Raw genomic sequence first — 16,205 nt, 5'->3', positions numbered from 1 at the left:
AAAAAAGGGAGTCGATTGACTCCCTTTTTTATTTTGTCACCCTTTAGCGCTGAGCTTCAGAGGTTTCCTCCTGAGCTTGCACTGAAGGCGTGCTCGCTGCCTCTTGGCTCATAGTCTGTTGCTCAGCCAGTCTGCGCTTCAATTCCCGAGGATCATTGTGCGCCCGGCTGCGTCGTTTTCTGGGTGCCTCTGCTTCAGCATTCTGAGCGCTTTTCACCTCAGCGGTCGGCGTCGGCTTGGAAGCTGGGGCAGGTGTGCTATCAGCGACCGTTGCTTTTGCAGGCTGTGCAGTCTGAGGCTGTTCGCGTGAAACATTGGCTTCTGCAGCAACGTCTGCGGTCTTCGCTTCAGGTTTAGAGGCCGAGTCGGATGCCTTGGGTGCAGCGTGTGCTGGCTGTGCAGTCCTTTCTTCCCTTTCTTTCCGCTCTCTTCTGGCAGGTCTCTCAGCGCGAGGCTTGGGAGTCTCAGCTGTTTCAGTTGCCAGCATGGGTTTCGGTGCCTGACTTGGCTCACCCTGTGTGGCGGCAGTTGCTGCCTCGATGCCGGTGGGTTTTGGGTGATTCTCTGATCTTGCGCTCGCAGAGATAGCTTCAGCCAAACCTGTCATTTTCGGCGCTTCTGGCGCAGCAGCTGGTTGTTGCTGCTCAGAGGCTTGTCCTGAGGGTTTGCGCGCTGTTTCAGGTTTTTCTTGTGCCTGAGTTTCAGTCGCTTTTTTCGCAGAGCTAGGCGCTTCCTTGGTTTCTGGAGTTGATACCTGAGGCGCTTTGCTCTCAGCAGGTGTTGCCGGAGTTTCAGTGACTGTAGATTCTTTGGTAACAGTCTCGCTCACAGGGCGGGCAGTTGTACTGCGTTCCTGTTCCTTGCGAACCTTGTCTTGCTGTTGGGGTTCGCTCTGGCGAGATTGCTCTGATGCGCGCTTTTCAGCGGATGCCGGCTCGTTTGAAATGACAACCTGCTCATTGTTTTCAATCTGCTCGGGCTGCTGACGATCGCGTTGTGAAGGGCGATTGCTTCTGCGACGATTGGCCAGGTTGCGTGGGCGGCGACGGCGCTCATCTGAACCAGTAGCCTGATCAGGCTGGCGTTCTTCGCGTGTCGGGCGATTGCCTTGTTTGTTGTCATCCTGAACCGGACGTTCCTGTTTAGGCGCCTGTTTAGTACGCTGAGCAGGAGCTTTGGCTGTATCGCGTTCGCGTTTTTGATCCGCATTGCGAGAGTCCCGACGCTGGCGCTGGCTAGGACGTCCCTGGTCTTGCTGCTGACTATTACGTTGATCGCGACGATCACCGCGGTCGCTTTGACGACGCTGGCCTTGTTGCTTGCCAGCATTGTTGCGGGGTTGTGATCTTTCCTGGCTTCTTGCAGTGTCTGCAGTCTTGCTTTGAGGCTGCTCTTCGCTCTTGAACAGGCCTGACAGGAAGCGGGAGACGGAGCCGATCAGTCCAACCTGCTCTTGGGTGGCGGGTTTCGCCGGTGCAGGTTGTGCAGGTCTGATATTTTTGACAGCTGCTTCACTGGTCTTGATAGCAGGTTTTTCCTGAACAAGCTCTTCAGCGGCTTCATCAATCTCTGTAGTGATTTCGAAGCTGTTCTCTTTTGCCTGAACCGCGGCGTGATCATCCCGGAGGCGCTGGACTTCAAAGTGAGGTGTTTCCAGGTTTGGATTCGGGATCACCAGAACACGTACGTCGTTGCGCTTCTCGATTTTGCTGATAACGCCACGCTTTTCGTTCAGCAGGAACGTGCCAACGCTGACGGGAACTTGCGCACGAATTTCAGAGGTCCGCTCTTTGAGTGCTTCTTCCTCCATCAGTCTCAGGATAGACAGTGCAAGAGAGCTGATATCGCGAATCGTGCCCTGGCCGTGGCAGCGTGGGCAGACGATACCGCTGGTTTCACCCAGAGAAGGACGCAGGCGCTGGCGAGACATTTCCAGAAGGCCGAAGCGGGAAATACGGCCAATCTGGACGCGGGCGCGGTCCATCTGGAGGGCGTCTTTCATCCGGTTTTCGACTTCGCGCTGACTCTTGTTCGAGTTCATATCAATGAAGTCGATGACAATCAGTCCACCGATATCCCGTAACCGAAGCTGGCGTGCGATCTCGTCGGCGGCTTCAAGGTTGGTGTTGAGTGCAGTCTCTTCAATGTCACCCCCGCGGGTGGCACGGGCGGAGTTGATGTCAATGGATACAAGTGCTTCAGTGGGGTCGATGACGATCGAGCCGCCTGAGGGAAGGTTGACTTCACGCTGGAAGGCTGTCTCGATCTGGGTTTCGATCTGGAAGCGGTTAAACAGGGGAACCGTATCTTTGTAGAGCTTGATGCGGTTCTGGTACTGCGGCATAACCTGACGGATAAAGTCCAGAGCTTCTGCGTGAACCTTGGGGTTATCGACCAGGACTTCACCGATGTCCTGGCGCAGGTAATCCCGGATAGCACGGATAATAACGTTACTTTCCTGGTAGATCAGGAAGGGGGCTGGATTGGTGGATGCTGCTTCCTGAATGGAGTTCCAGAGTTGCAGAAGGTAGTCCAGGTCCCACTGAAGTTCTTCGCTGCTGCGACCGAGGCCGGCAGTACGAACGATCACACCCATTTCCTGGGGGATATCCAGCTGACTGAGAGCTTCGCGGAGCTGAGTGCGTTCGTCGCCTTCGATGCGACGGGAGATGCCGCCTGCGCGAGGGTTATTGGGCATCAGTACCAGGTAGCGACCAGCAAGGCTGATAAAGGTTGTCAGTGCAGCGCCTTTGTTGCCGCGCTCTTCTTTATCAACCTGAATGACGACTTCCTGTCCTTCACGGATCACATCCTTGATATTGGGACGACCGGAAGACTGGGTCTTGTTGAAATATTCGCGGGAGATTTCCTTTAAGGGGAGGAATCCGTGCCGTTCAGCGCCGAAATCGACAAACGCAGCTTCGAGGCTTGGCTCAATACGGGTGATTTTTCCCTTGTAGATGTTGGCTTTTTTCTGTTCCCTGGCGCCGGATTCGATGTCCAGGTCATAGAGTCTCTGGCCATCGACCAGTGCAACCCGCAGCTCTTCCTGCTGGGTCGCATTGATAAGCATTCTTTTCATGAATTACCGATAGTATGTGGCGGCCATCCTCTTCAAGCGCGGTATCTCCTATTATTCATTCTTGTTGTTGCTTGTGTTGCTGTATATCGCTGCAAGCGCGTGTTCAGTGATGCCCATGAATGTCGGTCATCAGGCTGATACGGCTTGCCAGGCCTTTCTGGCCTCAACATGGGCATACAGGTCTTATCTTGTGCGTTCTGCAGGCGGGTGAGTGGCCCGGCTGCAGTCAGCGAAGCATGAGTGCCTGTGCGCCGACTTCTGAAATCTTAATAGGAGCGCCTGACTGAAAAGGATAGCGCTAGTTAACTTTTGTCAGAGTCACGGCATTTCATCGTGCCGTTCTCGCTGACTCTTTTTTACCCTTGTCACACATATTTGGACACCGTCTACGGGAAAATTCTCCGTGGTCCTTGTGACAATTAATGGGTGCTAAATCAATTGCTTATAACTTTCCGTCGTAATCACGTACTGATTTACGGTCGGTATCTGAAATATATCAGCAATTCCCGAGTGCAGCAAATGACCTGAAAGCTGGTAAGATGGCCGCATGAGTAATGAACATCCTATATCGCCAGTAGTTGATGTCCGGGTGCGTTTCGTTGAAGTGGATGACGAACGAGCCGGGCAGCGACTCGATAATTTTCTGAAATTGCACCTGAAAGGGGTGCCGAAGACCCGTATCTACCGGATTATTCGTAAGGGTGAAGTGCGGGTCAACAAGGGGCGTGTCACGGCCGATTACCGTTTGGCGGCCGGTGATAATGTGCGTATTCCACCGGTTCGTATGGCTGAAAAAGCGCCAGCGCCATCGCCCAGTGCCGGAATGAGTGGAGCCATTGAACAGAGCATTATTTATGAAGACGATGCCCTGTTGGTGGTAAACAAGCCAAGCGGTATGGCTGTGCATGGTGGCAGCGGTGTGTCTTTGGGCGTTATCGAGGCATTGCGCGCCATGCGTCCGGAGAGTCGTTTTCTGGAATTGGTGCATCGTCTGGATCGTGACACCTCAGGTTGTCTTTTGATTGCCAAGAAGCGCAGCATGCTGAAGCACCTGCATGTGCAGATGCAGTCCGGTAAAACAGAAAAAATCTACCAGCTATTGGTCACAGGTCGCTGGCCAAACAGGCGCCAGACAGTCAAGGCGCCCTTGCTGAAGAATACCCTGCGTTCCGGTGAGCGGATTGTTGTGGTTCATCCCGAGGGTAAAGCCTCCGTTACACATTTCCAGGTGCTTGAGCGGTTGGATGGTTGCACATTAGTAGAGGCTCGTCTTGAAACAGGGCGAACTCATCAGATTCGCGTACATTCCCGGCACGTTGGCTGCCCCATTATCGGGGATGAAAAATATGGCGATGATGAAGTCAATAAAACCATGAAGCAGCAAGGCGTTCGCCGATTGTTTCTTCATGCGGCCCGTTTGAAGGTGCAGTTGCCTGATCGGCGTGAAATGGTGTTTGAGGCGCCTCTGCCAGAAGATTTGTGTGAAGGGTTACAACAACTGCGGGGCTAATTGCCCTGCAGATCTGATTATCTTGCTTGAGTCAAAAAAAGACGAATAACCCTTGATACAGGGATGAGTGTGATGGAAGTTCTACCTTACAAGCTGGTTGTCTTTGACTGGGATGGCACTTTGGTGGATTCGGCGGAGCGTATCGTTGAGTGTCTTCGGCACGCGTCCCAAAATGTACGTCTGCCGCTCCTGTCGGATCGTGAATACAGCAACATCATCGGTTTGGGAATGTTTGAAGCGATCAGGCAGTTATATCCTGATTTACCCGAATTAGATATTCATGTTTTTCGTGATGCTTATCGTGATGAGTTTCTGGGCAGGAGTCATGAGCCTTCCCCGTTCTTTTCTGGTATTCCGGATATTTTAAGTTTGCTTCAACGTAAAGGTTATGCATTGGCGGTAGCAACGGGTAAATCCCGTAGGGGGTTGGCTCGAGAGTTGGAAACCCGTGACATGGGTGGTTTGTTCCATGCGACACGCTGTGCTGACGAAACGCGTTCCAAACCCGATCCTATGATGCTTAACCAGTTAATGGCGGAAGTGCGTTGTCAGCCAGAAGATGTGCTGATGATTGGCGATAGTATTTACGATATGGAAATGGCGGCGAATGCTGGGGTTGATCGGTTGGCTGTCACATGGGGGGTGCATGATCGTGAACGTCTAGCATCCTTTGGGCCGGTACGTATTGCTGAACGGGTCAGTGATATTTCAGATTCTCTGCTGTAATGATGAAAGGGTGCGGGTGTGAAATGCTGTTTCCCGCTGGCATTGTGTAATTGATCGTTGATGGTGCTTGAGGAGCTATATGTCGGATAAAGAGTGGGGGGGCGATGCGTCGTCCAGTGAGGATCGGCGTTTGATTGAAAAGCTCTTGTCAGGTGCGCTTGTAGAGCAACGACGAGCCCGTCGCTGGGGGGTCTTCTTTAAGTTGATGACGCTGCTATGGTTGTTTGCCGTGGTGGGTAGTCTGTTTATGTCATCACGTTCCATGGTGCCGGCTCCGGCGGGAAAGGGTGAAGGTTATACAGCGCTGATTGAGATTGATGGCGTGATAGCGTCAGGTGAGCAGGCCAGTGCTGATAATATTGTGGGTGGGCTGCGAGAGGCGTTTGATGATCCGAATGTGAAGGGGATTATTCTGCGCATCAATAGCCCTGGTGGTAGCCCTGTGCAGTCTGGCTATGTCTATGACGAAATTCGCCGCTTGAAAGCGGATCGCAGTGATCTCAAGGTGTATGCCGTTATTGTGGATATCGGGGCCTCGGGCGCTTACTACATTGCATCAGCAGCAGATGAGATTTATGCAGACAAAGCGAGTCTGGTAGGTTCAATTGGTGCCTATATGGCCAGCTTTGGTCTTGATGGTGTGATGGAAAAAGTGGGTGTAACCCGCCGCTTCTATAAGTCAGGTGATTTCAAGGGCTTTTCTGATCCGTTCCAACCAGAAGATCCGGTGGCTGCAGAGCATATCAAGTCTACCGTGGCCTCAATCCATCAGCAGTTCATTGACAGCGTCAAGCTGGGGCGTGGTGATCGTCTGAGTGATGATCCGCTGCTTTACTCCGGTTTGATCTGGTCGGGTGAGCAGGCGGAAGATTTGGGCTTGGTTGATGGTTTGGGTAGCTCAAGTTATGTCGCCCGTGAATTGATCGGTGAAGAAATGATTGTGGATTTTACGCCGCAATTGACGCCGTTTGAGCGGTTTGCCCGCCAGTTGGGTATGGGGGCCATGCATACTATGGTCAATGTGCTGGGGCTGGATGGTCTGAGCGTTCGCTAAGATATTGCATGTCGATTATGTGGCCAGCCGGTGGGGCTGGCCTTCGATACACTTTATGGTAGCTGTAATTGATAATCTCTAAGCATTTTTGATAATGCGATCAGTGGTAGTCCTTCCAGTGCAGTTGGGTCATCGCCGGACAGTGATTCAAAGAGCGAAATCCCCAGTGATTCCCACTTGAAGCTTCCGGCACAATCCAGCGGCTGATCCTTCTCTATATAGCGTGTGATCTCATCATTGCTCAATTCCCTGAATGTTACGTGAAAGGGTATTACCGTTGATTGATGCTTTCCTGTCGCAGAATCCAGAAGGCACAGACCGGTAAGGAATTGCACGGTTTTTCCGCTGCACAGGCTCAGCTGTTCAAAGGCTTTTTCAGTTGTTTTGGGTTTGCCTAGAATCTGTTCGTCCAATACGGCAACCTGATCTGATCCGATAATCAATGCATCAGGGTATTGGTTGCTGCAGGCAGTTGCTTTGTTCAGGCTTAACCGCTCGGCCATCTGGTGAGGGGGCTCATCTGCCTGTCTTTGTTCAGCAATGTCAGGGGCGTGCCATGAGAAGGGAAGCTGCAGTCGTTCCAGTAACCTGCGTCGGTAGATTGAGCCTGAGGCCAGGATGAGAGGTTGTGCTGTTGCCGGCATAATAGGTAGGAAGTTGGTTGCGGAAGGTGGCCAGTGTATCGTTCCGTTGTGTTGAGCGCGAGCGGCTGAGGTTAATGATATTCCGCAAAAGCGTTTGAAGCCCTTTGACAGGCATTGAGCATGGCCCTATCATTGCGCGCTTATGTTAAATGGGCAGTTACCAAAACACATCACACCGCGCAAGTTTGCTCAGAATGAGACGGAACTTGCCGGTCGCATCGCGGTCAGAGAACTTGACCGGTTGGCAGATATGCTGGCTGGCGAGGACGCAGAGGTGGCCTTGTCACTGGCATTTTCCCTGGATGAGAATCGTCGTCCCAGGATTGCCGGTGAGCTGGAGGCCGAGTTGCCGATGCTCTGTCAGCGTTGCCTTGATGTTGTAAATGTTAAAATTCGGACTGGACTTAATCTGGCGGTTGTCTGGTCCGAAGAGCAGGCGAAGGCCCTGCCGAAGGATGTTGACCCGTTAATTCTTGAGGACGACACCACGGATCTGCGTCAGCTGGTTGAAGACGAGCTGTTGCTGAGTGTTCCCCTGGTGGCTTATCACGAGAATACGCAGTGTCATGCCGGGCAGGTCTTCAGTACGGATCCTGATTACAGTGAAGACGTTGCTGAAGAAACGCAGGACAAGCCTAACCCGTTCAGTGTGCTGGCACAGTTAAAGACTGGCGATTAATCCATTCAGGAGAGTTAACTCATGGCAGTTCAGCAGAACCGCAAAACCCGTTCACGGCGCGACATGCGTCGTTCTCACGACGCGCTGGGCACTTCCGCCCTGTCCGTTGATGCAGCCAGCGGCGAAACCCACCGTCGTCACCACGTGACTGCAGACGGTTTCTACCGTGGCAAGAAAGTCGTTGCCGGCAAGAACGACGAATAAGTCGTCTTGAGCCAGCAAAAGACGATTGCGCTGGATGTGATGAGCGGGGACAGGAGTCCCCGCTTTCGTATTGCTGCAGCGCTGGATTGTTTGTCCCTCCATCCAGGTCTTCACTTCATTCTTGTCGGCGACCGGCACTTTATCCGAGATTCTCTTACTGGCAGCGCGACTGAGCTGCGTTCACGTATCACTGTGGTTCATGCCGACCAGGTAGTCACCATGGATGATCGTCCCTCCCTGGCGTTACGCAGGAAACAAAATTCCTCCATGTGGCGTGCGCTGGAACAAGTGTCTATGGGCGTCGCTCAGGCCTGTGTGAGTGCCGGTAATACCGGTGCCTTAATGGCGATGGGACGCTTCCTTCTGAAGACGCACCCGGGCATTGATCGTCCCGCCATTATTGGCCAGATACCCTCTATTGGTCGTGATACGTTCATGTTGGATCTCGGTGCCAATGTGGATTGTAACTCCGAACATCTCTATCAGTTTGCGGTACTGGGTTCGCTGATGTTGTCGGAGGTCATCGGTATCACTGCGCCGACAATCGGACTGTTAAATGTCGGTCAGGAAGATATCAAGGGTGATGAGCGGGTCAGGTTGGCGCAGGAATTGATTCTTGCAAATCCCGGACTGAATTATCAGGGTTTTGTCGAAGGGCATGATATTTTCCGTGGCACTGTGGATCTGGTGGTTTGTGACGGGTTCCCTGGCAATGTCGCCCTGAAGGCTGGAGAAGGTGCATCCTCTTATATCAGTCATGTGATGCGGCAAGGAACCGGTTTGACTGGCTGGCGTAAGATCTATCGCTATCTGGCGTTACCGTTTATTCGGCATATGGTTCGGCAGATTGATCCCGGTTGTTTTAATGGCGCCAGTTTTCTGGGGCTTCAGGGTGTGGTCGTGAAAAGTCATGGTGGCGCTGATCAGCGCGAGTTTGGCTATGCCCTGGAGCGAGCGGTCATGGAGGTTGAGCGCAACGCCATTTACCGCATCAATGACAAACTTGAATCCTATTTCTGATCGCTTCGGTCAAACTTTTTGTCTGTTGTTACCAGCCGGTAATGTATGCGCAACATATTTTAACGGTTGGATGGAAATCATTCCTTATAATGGCCCAATTCGACAGGTGTCCATGAGGCAGAGTGGCGTAAGCAATAATGAGTGACAAGTTCGCAGTGGTTTTTCCCGGCCAGGGATCGCAAAAGGTAGGGATGTTGGCGGAAGTGGCTGCCAGCAGTGATGTGATTAGCGCTACCTTTGCGGAAGCGTCTGAAGTGCTTGGCTATGATCTGGGGCAAATGATTGCCGAGGGTCCTGCCGACATGCTGAATCAGACGGAGCATACGCAGCCTGCTTTGCTGGCTTCCAGCGTTGCATTGTGGCGCCTCTGGGCCGAGCGGGAAGGTGCGCCGGTCATGATGGCAGGGCACAGTCTGGGCGAATATTCTGCGCTGGTCTGTGCGGGTGTGATCTCCTTTGCTGATGGTTTGAAGCTGGTTCGTAACCGTGGACGCTATATGCAGGAGGCTGTGCCTGCCGGTACCGGTGGCATGGCAGCAGTCCTTGGTTTGGCTGATGAAGAGGTGGTGCGAGTTTGCAGTGAAGTTGCTGCGCAGTCCGGTGAAGTCCTTGAGGCCGTGAATTTCAATGCGCCCGGTCAGGTCGTTGTTGCTGGCAGCAAAGTGGCCGTTGAACAGTCTGTCGCTGCTTTTTCGGAAGCGGGTGCGCGTAAGGTGATGCCTTTACCGGTCAGTGTGCCTTCCCATTGCGCGTTGATGAAACCTGCTGCAGAACGGCTGTCTGAAGATTTGGCTGCAGTGATTTTCAGTGCGCCAATCATTCCCGTTGTTCAAAACGTGACGGCGCAGGTTGTCGACGATGTTGAGCAAATTCGTGAGAACCTGGTACGTCAGCTTTATAGTCCTGTGCGCTGGGTTGAGACCATTCGCCTGATGGCGGACTCCGGGGTTGCCCGTTTGTATGAGTGTGGTCCGGGTAATGTGCTGGCAGGTCTTGGTAAGCGGATTGAACGTTCACAGGCATACACTTCTCTTGAATCAGCTGCCGCTTATGCTGAACTGTCTTCCTGATCATGGATAAATTCGGGACCAAGAGGTTTTTATGGCTTTAACGGATAAAGTGGCGCTGGTGACCGGCGCGAGTCGTGGAATCGGTCGAGCTATCGCCATGCGGCTCGGTGCTGAAGGTGCCATTGTTGTCGGTACAGCGACTACCGAGGCTGGTGCCGAGGCAATTTCACAGGCCCTTGCAGAAGCGGGTATCCGTGGTCGTGGCCTGTGTCTGGATGTGGCAGACAATGAGTCAGTGACGGCTGTCGTTAAAGCAGTGACTGAAGAATTTGGTGCTCCGGTAGTTCTGGTTAATAATGCCGGCATTACCCGTGATAACATCCTCATGCGAATGAAGGATGACGAATGGGATTCCGTGATTAACACCAACCTCGGATCCATTTATCGTCTTAGCAAGGCCTGTGTACGTGGTATGACCAAAGCCCGTGAGGGGCGGATCGTCAATATCAGTTCCGTGGTCGGCTCCATGGGTAATGCGGGACAGTCCAACTATGCCGCGGCGAAAGCGGGGTTGGAAGGTTTTTCACGATCGCTTGCGCGTGAACTGGGCAGTCGCCAGATTACAGTCAACGCGGTGGCCCCCGGATTTATTGACACCGACATGACACGTTCCCTGCCGGATGAGCAGCGCGACATGCTGTTGACCCAGGTTCCCCTGGCGCGTCTGGGGCAACCGGAAGAGATTGCCGGTGTGGTTGCTTTTCTTGCTGGTGATGCAGGTGGTTACATCACGGGCGAAACCATACATGTCAACGGTGGCATGTATATGGGCTAATGCCCAATGAATGATACCGGCAACTGCGGTTAGTGGTCGGTCTGATTGCGATAAATACTCTTTGAGTGGCCTTGAAATTCTCGCAATCGTTTATATAAACTTACTTTTCGCAGCTGAGGCTGCATGGAATGTTAACAGGAGCACAACAAGGCATGAGTACCATTGAAGAGCGCGTCAAAAAGATTGTTTGCGAACAGCTTGGCGTGAAAGAAGAGGAAGTGACCAATGATGCGTCCTTCGTCGAAGATCTGGGCGCGGATTCTTTGGACACTGTAGAACTCGTCATGGCGCTCGAGGAAGAGTTCGAGACTGAAATTCCTGACGAGGAAGCAGAAAAGATTACTACCGTGCAGGAAGCTATCGACTACGTCGTTTCCCACCAGTAATTCTGCAAGAATTTCTGAAAAAGCCGCACTGGCAGTTCTGTGAGTGCGGCTTTTCTGTATCTGTCTTTTTTCTTTTTGGCGTTCTTTTGTGTGCTGCTGAAAGACGTCCAGTCCACTCTTCAGTCAATTTGTGGTATCAATCCGTCATGATTGGTATGGGAATCGTTCATGATCACGGCAAATGTGTGGATTGATGGTGAGCCTTGTTCAGTCGTTCCATCGGATGATCGTGGTCTCGCATACGGTGACGGTGTTTTTGAAACGGTGAGGGTTGTGTCCGGTAAAATGACATTGGACGACTATCACTGGAATCGCTTGCAGACCTCCTGTCATCGGCTTGGGATAGACACTGATCTTGTATATCTGCAGAAGACTGTTTCTCGTTTTCTTGCGGATCGAGCGTCGGGCATCCTCAAAATGATTGTCTCCAGGGGAAGTGGCGGGCGAGGCTACAACCCGAAAGGTTGCCGCAGTCGATTTATACTTTCATGGCATGATCTTCCAGAATATCCTGCTGAGTACTGGCAAGATGGGATTGCGCTCTATGCCTGTACAGCGGAGCTTGGTTTGCAGCCATCACTGGCCGGCATCAAACACCTCAATCGTCTGGAGCAGGTGCTTGCGCGATCAGAGTGGGACGATTCTCGCTATGCCGAAGGACTTTTAAAAGATCTGAATGGCAACCTGATTGAAGGAACAATGACCAACCTGTTTCTGGTAACGTCTGAGGGGTTGTGCACGCCGGATTTGAAAATGTCCGGCGTGGCAGGTGTCATGAGGCAGTGGATTCTGGATAATATGCCTCAATACGGAATCAAAACGCAGGTTTGTGATATCGCGCCGGATGCGATGTATCAAGCCTTCGAGGTGTTTGTCTGTAATAGTGTGAATGGTGTGTGGCCTGTTGTCGCTTATGCCGATATGCGGTGGGCGCCAGGACCTGTTACACGGCGTGTGCAGTCTGCCGTTTCTGGGATGTTGAATGTCTGAAAATAACGTGCCTCGAAAGCCTTTGTTTTATGTGCTGCTGATGCTGCTGGCAGCCGCTTTGTTAGTGCTTCTGTCATGGCGCTGGTTGCAGGCTTATCTGGATGAGCCTGTGAATACGCTGGAAGAAGGCACGGTCTTTGTGGTGAATGCCGGGGAATCGTTCAGTCGGGTCAGTCGCCGGCTCGAAGAACGGGGTATTTTGCGTCTGCCTGATGTTTTCAGGCTCTATGCCCGGGTGATAGGTGAAGATACTGGATTAAGAGCTGGTGAGTATCTGGTTAAACCCGACACTACGGTTGCCGGGTTGCTGGAACTGTTAACGTCCGGACGGGTCATACTCCATAGTGCAACCCTGATCGAAGGGCGAACACTGTCAGAAAACCTGGCCATGCTGTCAGAAAACAAAAAACTGGTGTTTGAGCTGACGGGATTGAATGGTCAGGAAATACTGAAAAAGCTGGGGTTTTCTGATGCCTCGGCGGAAGGCATGTTCTTTCCTGATACCTACTATTTTGAAGCAGGTGATACCGATACCTCCATACTGCGACGTGCTTATTTGCGTATGCAGGAAGTGCTGGCCAAAGAGTGGGCCAGAAAGGCATCGGGTCTGCCTTATCAATCGCCGTACGAGGCGTTGATCATGGCATCATTGATAGAGCGTGAAACCGGCGTTCCCAAAGAAAGAGGGCAGATTGCCGGTGTTTTTGTCCGACGCTTGCAGAAGGGGATGCGATTGCAGACGGATCCGTCAGTGATCTATGGTTTGGGGGACGCCTACCAGGGGAACCTGACCCGAAAGCATTTGAAAACCTATACGCCGTATAACACCTACAGGATCAAAGGGTTGCCGCCTACCCCTATTGCTTTGGCGGGGCGTGAGTCGATTCGTGCTGCATTGCATCCGGAGGCGGGCGATACGTTCTATTTCGTGGCGCGCGGCGATGGCTCCCACAAATTTTCCAGAACATTGGCTGAGCATAATGCGGCAGTCAGGAAGTACCAGTTAACACGACGCAAGGGGTATCGCAGCTCGCCCCTGGTCACCACGGAGTAAGGTGAAAACATGTCTGACAGACAATATCCCGGTTTTTTCATGACGGTTGAAGGTGGTGAAGGCGCCGGTAAAACGACGAATATCGCCTATATCAGGGAATGGCTGACGACACACAACATCGCATTTGTCCATACCCGTGAACCGGGCGGTACGCCGTTAGCGGAAAATATCCGGGAGCTGTTATTGGCCAAATCGGATGAAGCGATCGCGGAAAAGGCAGAGCTTTTGCTGGTATTTGCGGCAAGGGCGCAACACCTCGATCAGGTGATTATTCCTGCGCTGCAGGCGGGCAAGGTGGTGTTATGTGACCGTTTCACGGATGCAACCTATGCCTATCAAGGGGCTGGGCGTGGGCTCAGTAAAAGCGATATCGCCACGCTGGAAGGGTTGGTGCAGGGACCATTGCGGCCGGATCTTACTCTGTTGCTGGATCTCCCGGTAGCTGCCGGTATGGCGAGAGTCAATCAGCGCGGTGATTTGGACCGTTTTGAGCAGGAAGCCATGACGTTTTTTGAGCGTGTTCGTGAGGGCTACCTGGAAAGAGCGGCAATGTTTGAGAATCAATATGCAATTGTCGATGCTTCACAGGAATTGGAGAGTGTGCAGGCAGATATTGGTGTGATTCTTCAGAACAGGTTGTCAGCCTATGCCGGAGAATAAATCGTTATTCGAACCTTATGCCTGGCAGGATGTTCAGTGGCGCCAGATGACCGGGCGTTTCGCTGAAGGAAGGCTGGCGCACGCTTACCTGATGCGCGGAGCTGCCGGTATCGGCAAGCTGGATTTCGCCCGGGCGTTTGGCCGTTATGTACTGTGTCAGGATAAGGTGGATGGACAGTCTTGTGGTTGTTGCCGTAGCTGCCAGTTGAATCTTGCGGGAACGCATCCGGATTTTTTGATGATTGAGCCGGAATCTCCGGGAAAGGGAATAAAGGTCGACCAGGTTCGTGCATTGATCGAATTCTCGGGTAAAACCGCCCAGCAGGGGGGGTATCGGGTGGTGGTGCTCAGCCCGGCTGAAAGCATGAATACCAATGCGGCGAATGCCCTGTTGAAATGTCTGGAGGAGCCGGGTGAAAACACGCTGTTGATGCTCGTCAGCCACCAGATATCAGCGATTCTTCCTACAATCCGTAGCCGCTGTCAGTTGCTGGCATTTGATAAGCCTGATGAGCAGTCCTCCCTGAATTGGCTTATGCCGTTATGTGATGATGCAGAGCAGGCGCAAAATCTCTTGACGCTATCCGGTGGCTGCCCTCTCGGCGCGCGTACTTATCTTGATGATGGTCTGGAAAAGCAGCTCGCACGCATGCAGAAAGACCTTGGCGCCGTAACGCGTGGAGAGGTGGCGCCCGTCGAAGTCGCGCTGGCATGGCAGGATTTTGAACCCGTCATCGTGCTGGAGTGGCTGGCTGGCTGGTCCGCGGAAATGGCCGGTTATGTATCGACATCGAATGATGCCTGTATCCGCTCTCAATCTATGGCCAAAATGCTGTCCTATATTGCGAAAAAGGCCGGAGCCAAGCGGTTGCTGGCGTTTCATGCCTGGTTATTGCAGCAGAAAAGCCGTTTAAGTGGGCAGATCAACCTGAACCGGCAGCTGCTCATGGAGGCGGTGCTATTTCGCTGGTTGCAGCTTACAATGAAACAGGGATGACAAGAATAATCACGCCCGAGTTTCAGCAATTCTCAGATGAATGCGCCGTAGCAGGGGAGAGGGGGCATTATGGTAGGTATGGCTAAAGGCAGTATTCTGTCGGTTTCGATCAAGGATAAAGCAGTCTTATACGAGTCTTACATGCCATTCCTGGTGAATGGTGGTCTGTTTATTCCGACCAACAAGAAATATCCGATGGGTGCCGAGGTTTTCCTCCGTCTTTCGCTGATGGACGAGGCGGAGAAGATTCCTGTGCCGGGTAAGGTGGTGTGGATTACACCGCCAGGTTCCCAGGGGAACCGCAACCCCGGTATTGGTGTCCAATTCACAGAAGCTAATGAGGTGGCGCGAACCAAGATAGAAGCCTATCTGGCCGGTTCGGTAACATCGGATCGCCCCACCAGTACGATGTAGTTCAGGTATGTTTATAGATTCACATTGTCATCTTGATCGTCTCAAGCTTGACCCTTACGAAGGTGATGTCAGCAAAGCTGTCGAGGCTGCCTTTGCTAACGGGGTCAGTGGAATACTGTCCGTCTGTATCGATCTGGAGCATTTTCAGTCTGTGCTCGATATGACCTGTTTTGATAATGTCTGGGCCTCTGTGGGCGTTCACCCGCTCGATCTAGATGGTCAGGCGCCAACTGTTGAGACATTAAAGCAGTTGTCTGATCATCCCAAGGTTGTGGCGATCGGTGAAACGGGGCTGGACTATTACTACAGCAAAGATCGCAAGCAACAGCAGCAGGAGTGGTTTGCTATGCAGTTGACCGCTGCTGCTGAACAGCAGTTACCGATCATTGTTCATACCCGTGATGCCCGTGAAGATACGTTAAGCTTGATTGCTTCTCATGGTTCGAGAGAGTCTGCAGGCGTCATGCATTGCTTTACGGAAAGCTGGGATATGGCTAAAAAAGCCATGGACATGAATTTCTATATCTCGTTTTCAGGCATTGTGACATTCAAAAATGCTGATGAGCTGCGTGAGGTTGCCCGTAAAGTCCCGCTGGATCGGATTTTGGTTGAAACAGATTCTCCTTACCTAGCACCGGTTCCTTTTCGCGGTAAATCCAATGAACCGAAATATGTGCCGGAAGTGGGTAAGTTCATTGCTGAGTTGAAAGGTGTTTCTGTCGAAACTCTGGCTGAGCATACGACAAATAACTTCTTTACCCTCTTTAATAAAGCAGCCCAATAGGCTGCTTTATTTCATTAAGTCACCTCTTTAAATACCGTTCTGGGTGTTCATACTTATTGTGAATGTATCTCTGCTCCCTATAATTCGCCTCCTGTTGCGGTCAGCTTCTTAGCGACCCGGTCGTCAAACGCAGGATTATCCACAGGATGAAACGAG

At 52.3% G+C, this 16,205-nt stretch carries 17 protein-coding genes; 15 read left to right on the top strand and 2 right to left on the bottom strand.

The annotated features are described in order from the left end of the window. Positions 1–43: 43 nt before the first annotated feature. Entirely contained in the window at positions 44–3,082 is a 3,039-nt protein-coding gene (rne, locus tag AC27K1_RS18020; RefSeq protein WP_487152183.1) for a ribonuclease E, read from the bottom strand. Positions 3,083–3,629: 547 nt separating this feature from the next. Here rne and rluC point away from each other — a divergent pair. From rluC to AC27K1_RS18005, 3 genes are all read left to right on the top strand, one after another. Then, complete coding sequence (gene rluC / locus AC27K1_RS18015; protein ID WP_487152182.1) at positions 3,630–4,592, top strand: 23S rRNA pseudouridine(955/2504/2580) synthase RluC; 963 nt, start codon at positions 3,630–3,632, stop codon at positions 4,590–4,592. Positions 4,593–4,664: 72 nt separating this feature from the next. Then, positions 4,665–5,318: an HAD-IA family hydrolase gene (locus AC27K1_RS18010; RefSeq protein WP_487152181.1), complete on the top strand. Its 654-nt coding sequence runs from the start codon at positions 4,665–4,667 to the stop codon at positions 5,316–5,318. Between the two features lie 79 nt (positions 5,319–5,397). After that, entirely contained in the window at positions 5,398–6,372 is a 975-nt protein-coding gene (locus AC27K1_RS18005; RefSeq protein WP_487152180.1) for a S49 family peptidase, read from the top strand. A gap of 53 nt (positions 6,373–6,425) precedes the next feature. On the opposite strand, the gene AC27K1_RS18000 is transcribed toward AC27K1_RS18005, so the two are convergent. Beyond that, positions 6,426–7,016, bottom strand: a complete 591-nt coding sequence (locus AC27K1_RS18000) for a Maf family protein (RefSeq protein ID WP_487152179.1) — start codon at positions 7,014–7,016, stop codon at positions 6,426–6,428. Positions 7,017–7,158: 142 nt separating this feature from the next. Between AC27K1_RS18000 and AC27K1_RS17995 the strand changes: the two genes are divergently transcribed. The 12 genes from AC27K1_RS17995 to AC27K1_RS17940 all read left to right on the top strand — a co-directional run bounded on the left by AC27K1_RS17995 (position 7,159) and on the right by AC27K1_RS17940 (position 16,049). Beyond that, complete coding sequence (locus AC27K1_RS17995) at positions 7,159–7,695, top strand: YceD family protein (RefSeq protein ID WP_487152178.1); 537 nt, start codon at positions 7,159–7,161, stop codon at positions 7,693–7,695. 21 nt (positions 7,696–7,716) lie between these two features. Next, positions 7,717–7,899 carry a 50S ribosomal protein L32 gene (gene rpmF, locus AC27K1_RS17990; RefSeq protein ID WP_211830453.1) on the top strand — a complete coding sequence of 61 codons (183 nt, stop codon included), beginning with the start codon at positions 7,717–7,719 and terminating at the stop codon, positions 7,897–7,899. A gap of 6 nt (positions 7,900–7,905) precedes the next feature. Continuing rightward, positions 7,906–8,919 (top strand): phosphate acyltransferase PlsX, encoded by a 1,014-nt coding sequence (gene plsX / locus AC27K1_RS17985; protein ID WP_487152177.1) that lies wholly within the window; start codon positions 7,906–7,908, stop codon positions 8,917–8,919. A gap of 137 nt (positions 8,920–9,056) precedes the next feature. Further along, positions 9,057–9,989, top strand: coding sequence for an ACP S-malonyltransferase (gene fabD / locus AC27K1_RS17980; protein WP_487152176.1), 933 nt, complete (start codon positions 9,057–9,059; stop codon positions 9,987–9,989). Positions 9,990–10,020: 31 nt separating this feature from the next. Further along, positions 10,021–10,764, top strand: coding sequence for a 3-oxoacyl-ACP reductase FabG (gene fabG / locus AC27K1_RS17975; RefSeq protein WP_487152175.1), 744 nt, complete (start codon positions 10,021–10,023; stop codon positions 10,762–10,764). Positions 10,765–10,916: 152 nt separating this feature from the next. Further along, positions 10,917–11,150 carry an acyl carrier protein gene (gene acpP, locus AC27K1_RS17970; RefSeq protein WP_211830445.1) on the top strand — a complete coding sequence of 78 codons (234 nt, stop codon included), beginning with the start codon at positions 10,917–10,919 and terminating at the stop codon, positions 11,148–11,150. Positions 11,151–11,318: 168 nt separating this feature from the next. Then, complete coding sequence (pabC, locus tag AC27K1_RS17965) at positions 11,319–12,140, top strand: aminodeoxychorismate lyase (protein WP_487152174.1); 822 nt, start codon at positions 11,319–11,321, stop codon at positions 12,138–12,140. Further along, the gene (gene mltG, locus AC27K1_RS17960) at positions 12,133–13,194 is read left to right on the top strand and encodes an endolytic transglycosylase MltG (protein WP_487152173.1); all 1,062 of its coding nucleotides are present in this window, start codon (positions 12,133–12,135) and stop codon (positions 13,192–13,194) included. The genes pabC and mltG overlap by 8 nt, the downstream gene beginning before the upstream one ends. Before the next feature lie 9 nt (positions 13,195–13,203). Then, complete coding sequence (gene tmk / locus AC27K1_RS17955) at positions 13,204–13,854, top strand: dTMP kinase (RefSeq protein WP_487152172.1); 651 nt, start codon at positions 13,204–13,206, stop codon at positions 13,852–13,854. Further along, the gene (locus AC27K1_RS17950; RefSeq protein ID WP_487152171.1) at positions 13,841–14,851 is read left to right on the top strand and encodes a DNA polymerase III subunit delta'; all 1,011 of its coding nucleotides are present in this window, start codon (positions 13,841–13,843) and stop codon (positions 14,849–14,851) included. The genes tmk and AC27K1_RS17950 overlap by 14 nt, the downstream gene beginning before the upstream one ends. 69 nt (positions 14,852–14,920) lie before the next feature. Beyond that, entirely contained in the window at positions 14,921–15,265 is a 345-nt protein-coding gene (locus AC27K1_RS17945) for a PilZ domain-containing protein (protein ID WP_395183247.1), read from the top strand. Positions 15,266–15,272: 7 nt separating this feature from the next. Beyond that, complete coding sequence (locus AC27K1_RS17940; protein ID WP_487152170.1) at positions 15,273–16,049, top strand: TatD family hydrolase; 777 nt, start codon at positions 15,273–15,275, stop codon at positions 16,047–16,049. The last annotated feature ends 156 nt before the right edge of the window (positions 16,050–16,205 follow it).

This window comes from Kistimonas ophiarachnellae, assembly GCF_057552235.1.
Note: the sequence above shows the minus strand (reverse complement) of the source record. Positions and strands in the feature narration are given on the sequence as shown.

Coding starts and splice junctions, on each gene's coding strand:
- mltG (WP_487152173.1), top strand. CDS start 12,133: ATGTCTGAAAATAACGTGCCTCGAAAGCCTTTGTTTTATGTGCTGCTG.
- rluC (WP_487152182.1), top strand. CDS start 3,630: ATGAGTAATGAACATCCTATATCGCCAGTAGTTGATGTCCGGGTGCGT.
- fabD (WP_487152176.1), top strand. CDS start 9,057: ATGAGTGACAAGTTCGCAGTGGTTTTTCCCGGCCAGGGATCGCAAAAG.
- AC27K1_RS18000 (WP_487152179.1), bottom strand. CDS start 7,016: ATGCCGGCAACAGCACAACCTCTCATCCTGGCCTCAGGCTCAATCTAC.
- rpmF (WP_211830453.1), top strand. CDS start 7,717: ATGGCAGTTCAGCAGAACCGCAAAACCCGTTCACGGCGCGACATGCGT.
- AC27K1_RS17945 (WP_395183247.1), top strand. CDS start 14,921: ATGGTAGGTATGGCTAAAGGCAGTATTCTGTCGGTTTCGATCAAGGAT.
- AC27K1_RS17950 (WP_487152171.1), top strand. CDS start 13,841: ATGCCGGAGAATAAATCGTTATTCGAACCTTATGCCTGGCAGGATGTT.
- AC27K1_RS18010 (WP_487152181.1), top strand. CDS start 4,665: ATGGAAGTTCTACCTTACAAGCTGGTTGTCTTTGACTGGGATGGCACT.
- pabC (WP_487152174.1), top strand. CDS start 11,319: ATGATCACGGCAAATGTGTGGATTGATGGTGAGCCTTGTTCAGTCGTT.
- AC27K1_RS17940 (WP_487152170.1), top strand. CDS start 15,273: ATGTTTATAGATTCACATTGTCATCTTGATCGTCTCAAGCTTGACCCT.
- AC27K1_RS17995 (WP_487152178.1), top strand. CDS start 7,159: ATGTTAAATGGGCAGTTACCAAAACACATCACACCGCGCAAGTTTGCT.
- tmk (WP_487152172.1), top strand. CDS start 13,204: ATGTCTGACAGACAATATCCCGGTTTTTTCATGACGGTTGAAGGTGGT.
- AC27K1_RS18005 (WP_487152180.1), top strand. CDS start 5,398: ATGTCGGATAAAGAGTGGGGGGGCGATGCGTCGTCCAGTGAGGATCGG.
- fabG (WP_487152175.1), top strand. CDS start 10,021: ATGGCTTTAACGGATAAAGTGGCGCTGGTGACCGGCGCGAGTCGTGGA.
- rne (WP_487152183.1), bottom strand. CDS start 3,082: ATGAAAAGAATGCTTATCAATGCGACCCAGCAGGAAGAGCTGCGGGTT.
- acpP (WP_211830445.1), top strand. CDS start 10,917: ATGAGTACCATTGAAGAGCGCGTCAAAAAGATTGTTTGCGAACAGCTT.